This is a genomic window from Streptomyces sp. URMC 123 (genome assembly GCF_051386515.1).
Taxonomy (GTDB): domain Bacteria; phylum Actinomycetota; class Actinomycetes; order Streptomycetales; family Streptomycetaceae; genus Streptomyces.
The window spans coordinates 1-5,559 of sequence record NZ_JBPQTV010000383.1 but is presented as its reverse complement, the minus strand read 5'-3'; the positions used below and the strand labels follow the sequence as shown (position 1 = coordinate 5,559).

At 75.8% G+C, this 5,559-nt stretch carries 2 protein-coding genes; both read left to right on the top strand.

The genetic code is table 11. The annotated features are described in order from the left end of the window. The first annotated feature begins 570 nt into the window (after window positions 1–570). Entirely contained in the window at window positions 571–4,164 is a 3,594-nt protein-coding gene (locus ACSNOD_RS27720; protein ID WP_436769813.1) for a non-ribosomal peptide synthetase, read from the top strand. Window positions 4,165–4,169: 5 nt separating this feature from the next. Then, on the top strand, window positions 4,170–5,559 hold a 1,390-nt coding region (locus tag ACSNOD_RS27715), incomplete at its 3' end, for a type I polyketide synthase (RefSeq protein WP_436769812.1).

The window sequence follows — 5,559 nt, the reverse complement described above, 5'->3', positions numbered from 1 at the left end:
TTCGGCCGGGGGGCTCTGCGCCGAAGGCGCGGGAAAAACGAGTCCCGCGCCTTCGGCGCGGGGAAAAGGGGCTTCGCGCCGAAGGCCGGGAAAGACTGCCGCCCCTTCGGGGCGGGAACGCTCGTGGTGGCCTTCGACCGGGGAGAGATCCGCCCCTCCAGGGCGGGGAGGTGGGGGTTCGCCCCCGAGGGGGCGGGAAAGTACCCCCGGCCTTCGGCCAGGGAAAGACGCCAGCCCCTTCGGGGCGGGAATGGGGGTTCACCCCGAAGGCTGGGGCAAAGACACCGCCCCCCCCGGGGCGCGTCGAGGGTCGAGGGAAGAGGCCGACGCTCACGTCGATGATGGGCACGTCACGGACGACCCACAACGCGGACGTCGCGCTCGGAGGGCGACGTGACGGAACCACGGTTGGAGACCGTAATCGCTACCCGGGTTGGACGCCCCCGTACACGCCCCGCTGTTACGTTCGGCCGAGTCGAGAACCGACGCCCCACGCGGCCGAACCGTCGGTGACGAAACGTCGGTGACGAAACGTCGGCGACGACCCCGCCCCCACGGAGGAACCACGCAGTGACCCGCATCGAGGACACCGAGGACCGGACGGGCCCCGAACTCGCCGCGCGGCGCCGCGAGCTGCAGCGGCTGCTGCTGACGGAGGCCGGCCTGCGCGGGCCGGACGACACCTCGTTCGACCCGATCCGTACGGGCGCCGGGCCGGGGACGGCCGCCGCCCCGCTGTCCTCCGCCGAGCGCCGCATGTGGTTCCTGCACCGGCTGCGCCCGGACGGCGCCGCGTACAACCTGTGCGGCGGGGTGCGGCTCACCGGTGAGCTCGACGAGGCCGCGCTCGCCGCGGCCGTCGCCTCGCTCGTCGAGGAGCACGACGTGTTGCGTACGGTCTACCCCGCCGAGGAGGACGGCTCGCCGGTCCGCCGCGTGCAGCCGCCGGCCGGGCCCGCGCTGACCGCCGAGCCGGCCCACGCCCCCGGCCCGCGCCGGGCGGACGCGGCGCGGGAGCTCATCGAGCGCGAGGGCGCCCGCCCCTTCGCCCTCGACCGCGAGCCCCCCGCCCGCTTCCGCCTGTTCCGCTTCGCCCCCGGCGACCACCTCCTCGTGTTCACCGTGCACCACATCGCCTTCGACGACCTGGCCTGGGGGCAGGTGCTCGGTGAGCTCGCCGAGCGCTACGAGCGGGCCCGGTCCACCGGGGCCGGTGACGGGCCGGCCGCGGCGCCGCGGCCGGCGGCCGTGCGGTACGCCGACTTCGCCCGCTGGGAGAACGCCCGGCTCGCGTCCGGCGCCTGGGACGGCCAGCTCGACTACTGGCGCGGCCGGCTGTCCCCGCCGCCGCCCCTGCCCGCGCTGCCCGCCGACCGGCCGCGCCCCGGCCCCGCCGGCGACGCGTCCACGACCGCCGGCGTCCGGCGCGACGCGCGGCTCGGGGAGGACGACACCCGGGCCCTGCGCGCGCTGGCGAAGGAGGCCGGGGTCACCTTGTACACGGTGCTGCTCGCCGCGTACCAGGTGCTGCTGCACCGCTGGACCGGCGAGAGCGACATCGCGATCGGCTCCCCGGTGGTCAACCGGGGCCGGGCCGAGTTCGAGAACGTGGTCGGCAACTTCGGCAACACCGTCGTGCTCCGCACCGACCTCGGGGGCGACCCCGTCTTCCGGGATCTGCTGGCCCGCACCCGGGACACCTGCGTGGACGCCTTCGCCCACCAGGACGTGCCGTTCGACCGCGTCACCGAGGCGCTGCGGCCCGCCGACGCCGTGGGACAGGCGCCCCTGTTCGACGCCGTGTTCTCGTACGTGGCCGCGCCGCCCCGCCGGATCGCCACGGCGGGGCTGGTCTTCGAGGAGGTGCCGCACCACAACGGGACGGCCCGGTTCCCCCTGGTCGTGGAGGGCCGGGAGGGCCCGGACGGCATCGCGCTGGGGCTGACCGCGCGGGCCGATCTGTTCACCCCGGAGGCGGTCGAGCGGATGCTCGGCCATCTGGTCACGGTGGTGTGCGGCGCGGCCCGCGACCCGGGCCTGCGGCTGAGCCGGCTGCCGGTGCTCACCGCCGCGGAGGAGCGCCGGACGCTCACCGAGTGGAGCCGCACCACGGACGACCCGGCGGTGGACCGGCCCCTGCACCGGCTCGTGGAGGAGCAGGCGGAGCGCACCCCCGACCTGGTCGCCGTGGTGGCCGGCGACACCACGCTCACGTACCGCGAACTCGACCGGCGCGCCGGCCTGCTGGCCCACCGGCTGCGGGCGCTCGGCGTCGGCCCGGAGCGGGTCGTCGGTCTGCACCTGGTGCGCTCGCCCGAGCTGGTGGTGGGCCTGCTGGCCGTGCTCAAGGCCGGCGGGGCGTTCATGCCGCTGGAGCCGGCCTGGCCGGAGCTGCGCCGGGCGGCCGTCGCCCGGGGCGCGCGGCCGGTGCTGGTGCTGACCGACGGTCGGCGCACCGAGGCCCCGCCGCCGCTGGACGCGCCGGTGCTCGACCTCGCCGAGGCGGAGGCCGGGGCGGAGACCGGGTACGAGGCCGTGCCCGGGGCCCGTGCGTACGAGTCCGCGTCCGGTGCCGACGCGTACGAGTCCGCGCCCGGGGCCCGCGCGTACGTGGCCGACCCCGGGGCCCGGGTCGACATGGAGAACCTCGCCTATGTGATCCACACCTCGGGCTCGACCGGCACCCCCAAGGGCGTGATGATCCGTCACCAGGCCATCGCCAACCGCCTGGTCTGGCAGTCCCGGCTGCTCGGCATGACCACCGCGGACGCGGTCCTGCACAAGGCCCCCATGGGCTTCGACATCTCCGTCAACGAGATCTTCCTGCCGCTGGTCAACGGCGCCCGGCTGGTGCTGGCCGACCCTCGGGCCCAGGGCGACGTCGGCCATCTCGCCGAGGTGATCGTCCGGGAGCGCGTGACCTTCCTCTACATCGTGGCCTCGATGCTGGACGTGCTGCTGGAGCGCGACGACATCGCCGCCGTCGGCCGCTCCCTGCGCCATCTGTGGTGCGGGGGCGAGGCCCTCACCCCCGAGCTCTACCGGCGCTTCCGCGCGCGGCTCGGCGCCACCCTCTACCACGGCTACGGCCCGGCGGAGGCGACCATCGGCGTGAGCTGCAAGGTGTTCGAGGAGCGCGCGGGGGACGCCGCCGTCACCATCGGACGGCCCAACCCCAACACCCGTATCCACCTGCTCGACGCCGCCCTGCGGCCGGTGCCGGTGGGCGTGCCGGGGGAGCTGTACATCGGCGGGATGCCCCTGGCCCGCGGCTACCTGGGCGACCCGCGGCGCACCGCGGAGTCCTTCGTGCCCGACCCGTTCGGCGGCGAGCGCGGCGGCCGCCTCTACCGCACCGGCGATCTCGCGCGCTACCGCTCCGACGGGCAGATCGAGTTCCTCGGGCGGGTCGACAACCAGGTCAAGGTGCGCGGCTTCCGCATCGAACTGGAGGAGGTGGAGGCGGCGCTCGCCGCCCACCCCGCCGTCCGGCAGGCCGCGGTCCTCGTCCGTACGGGCGGGCCCGGCGGCGACCGGCTGGCGGCCTGGTGCGTGCCCCAGGGGGCGGTGACGCCGGGCGAGCTGCGCGACTGGGTGGCGGCCCGGCTGCCCCACTACTGCGTGCCCGGCACGGTCGAACTGCTGGAGCGGCTGCCGCTCACCGCCGCGGGCAAGGCCGACCGGGCGGCCCTCCTGGCCCGGCCGGCCGTCGAACAGGGCGGGCCCGGCACGCCGTTCGTGCGGCCGGGCAGCGCGCTGGAGCGCGACATCGCCGCCATCTGGAGCGAGCTCCTGGGCCGCGACGACGTCGGCGCCCGGCACAACTTCTTCGACCTGGGCGGCCACTCGCTGCTGCTGGTGAAGGCCCAGACGCTCTACCGGCGCCGGCTCGGCCGCGAGGTGCCGCTGGTGGAGCTGTACGACCACCCCACGGTGGCCGCGCTCGCCGGGCTGCTCTCCCGCGGCCCCGGCGCCGGCTCCGAGGCGGGCTCCGAGCTGGACCGCGCACGGGAACGGGCGCTGCGGCAGCGGCAGATGACGGCGCGGCGCGGGCCCGGGCCCAGGCCCGGCCGGGCGGCGCACCCGCACGCGGGGGACCCGCGCCCGGGGGACCAGCGAGCGGCCGACCAGTGGGCGGACACGCCCGGCGAAAGGACGCGGTGAGGAACGTGAACAGCGGCACGGGCGCGCACAACGGCCACGGGGACGACGTTCCGGGCGATCACCATGGCGTCGACGACGCCCAGGGCACCCAGATCGCGATCATCGGCATGGGCGGCCGCTTCCCCGGCGCCCGCGATCTCGACGCGTACTGGCGCAACCTCGTCGACGGCCGGGAGTCGATCACCGCCTTCGGCGACGCCGAGTACCTCGCCGCCGGGGGCGACCCCGCCCACCTCGACGACCCCTACCTCGTCAAGGTGGAGTCCGTCGTCGACGGCATCGAGGAGTTCGACGCCGAGTACTTCGGCTGCCCGCCCGCCGAGGCCGAACTGCTCGACCCGCAGCAGCGGCTCTTCCTGGAGTGCGCCCACCACACCCTGGAGCATGCCGGCTACGGCCCCGGCACGTACCCCGGCGCCATCGGCGTCTACGCCGGGGCGGTGCAGAGCCGCTACTACCTGGACCACATCCACCCCCGGCTGGCCGCGAGCGGCGACAGCGTGGCCCTGCACCACGCCCAGCTCGGCAACGTGAACAGCACCCTCGCCACCCGGGTCTCCTACGAGCTGGACCTCACCGGTCCGAGCGTCTCGGTGCAGACCGCCTGCTCCACCTCGCTCGTCGCCGTCCACCTGGCCTGCCAGGACCTGCTCGCGCACCGCTGCGACATGGCGCTGGCCGGCGGGGTGTCGCTCAACCCCACCCGGCGCCGCGGCTACCGCTACGTCGAGGACGGCCCGTTCTCCGAGGACGGCCGCGTGCGGCCGTTCGACGCCGGCGCCACCGGCATGGTCGCCGGCGACGGGCTCGGGGCGGTCCTGCTCAAGCGGCTCGACGACGCCCTCGCCGACGGCGACCACATCCACGCCGTCGTCCGGGGCAGCGCCGTCAACAACGACGGCCGCCGCAAGGTCGGCTTCGCCGCGCCCAGCGTGCGCGGCCAGGCCGAGGTCATCCTCACCGCGCAGATCATGGCGGGGGTGGAGGCCGACTCCATCGGCTACGTGGAGGCCCACGGCACCGGCACGCCCGTCGGGGACCCGATCGAGGTCGCGGCGCTCACCCGCGCCTTCGGCGCCGGCACCGGGCGCACCGGCTACTGCGCGCTCGGCTCGGTGAAGAGCAACATCGGGCACACCGACGCGGCAGCCGGCATCGCCGGCCTGATCAAGGCGGTGCTGGCGCTGGAGCACCGCACCATTCCGCCGACGCTCCACTTCGAGACCCCCAACCCCCTGCTGCGGCTCGACGAGTCGCCGTTCTACGTGCCCACCGAGAGCCGCCCCTGGCCGGCGGGCCCCCTGCCGCGCCGCGCCGGCGTCAGCTCCCTGGGCATCGGCGGCACCAACGCCCATGTCGTCCTGGAGGAGGCCCCCCAGGCCCCCCGCGTCACCC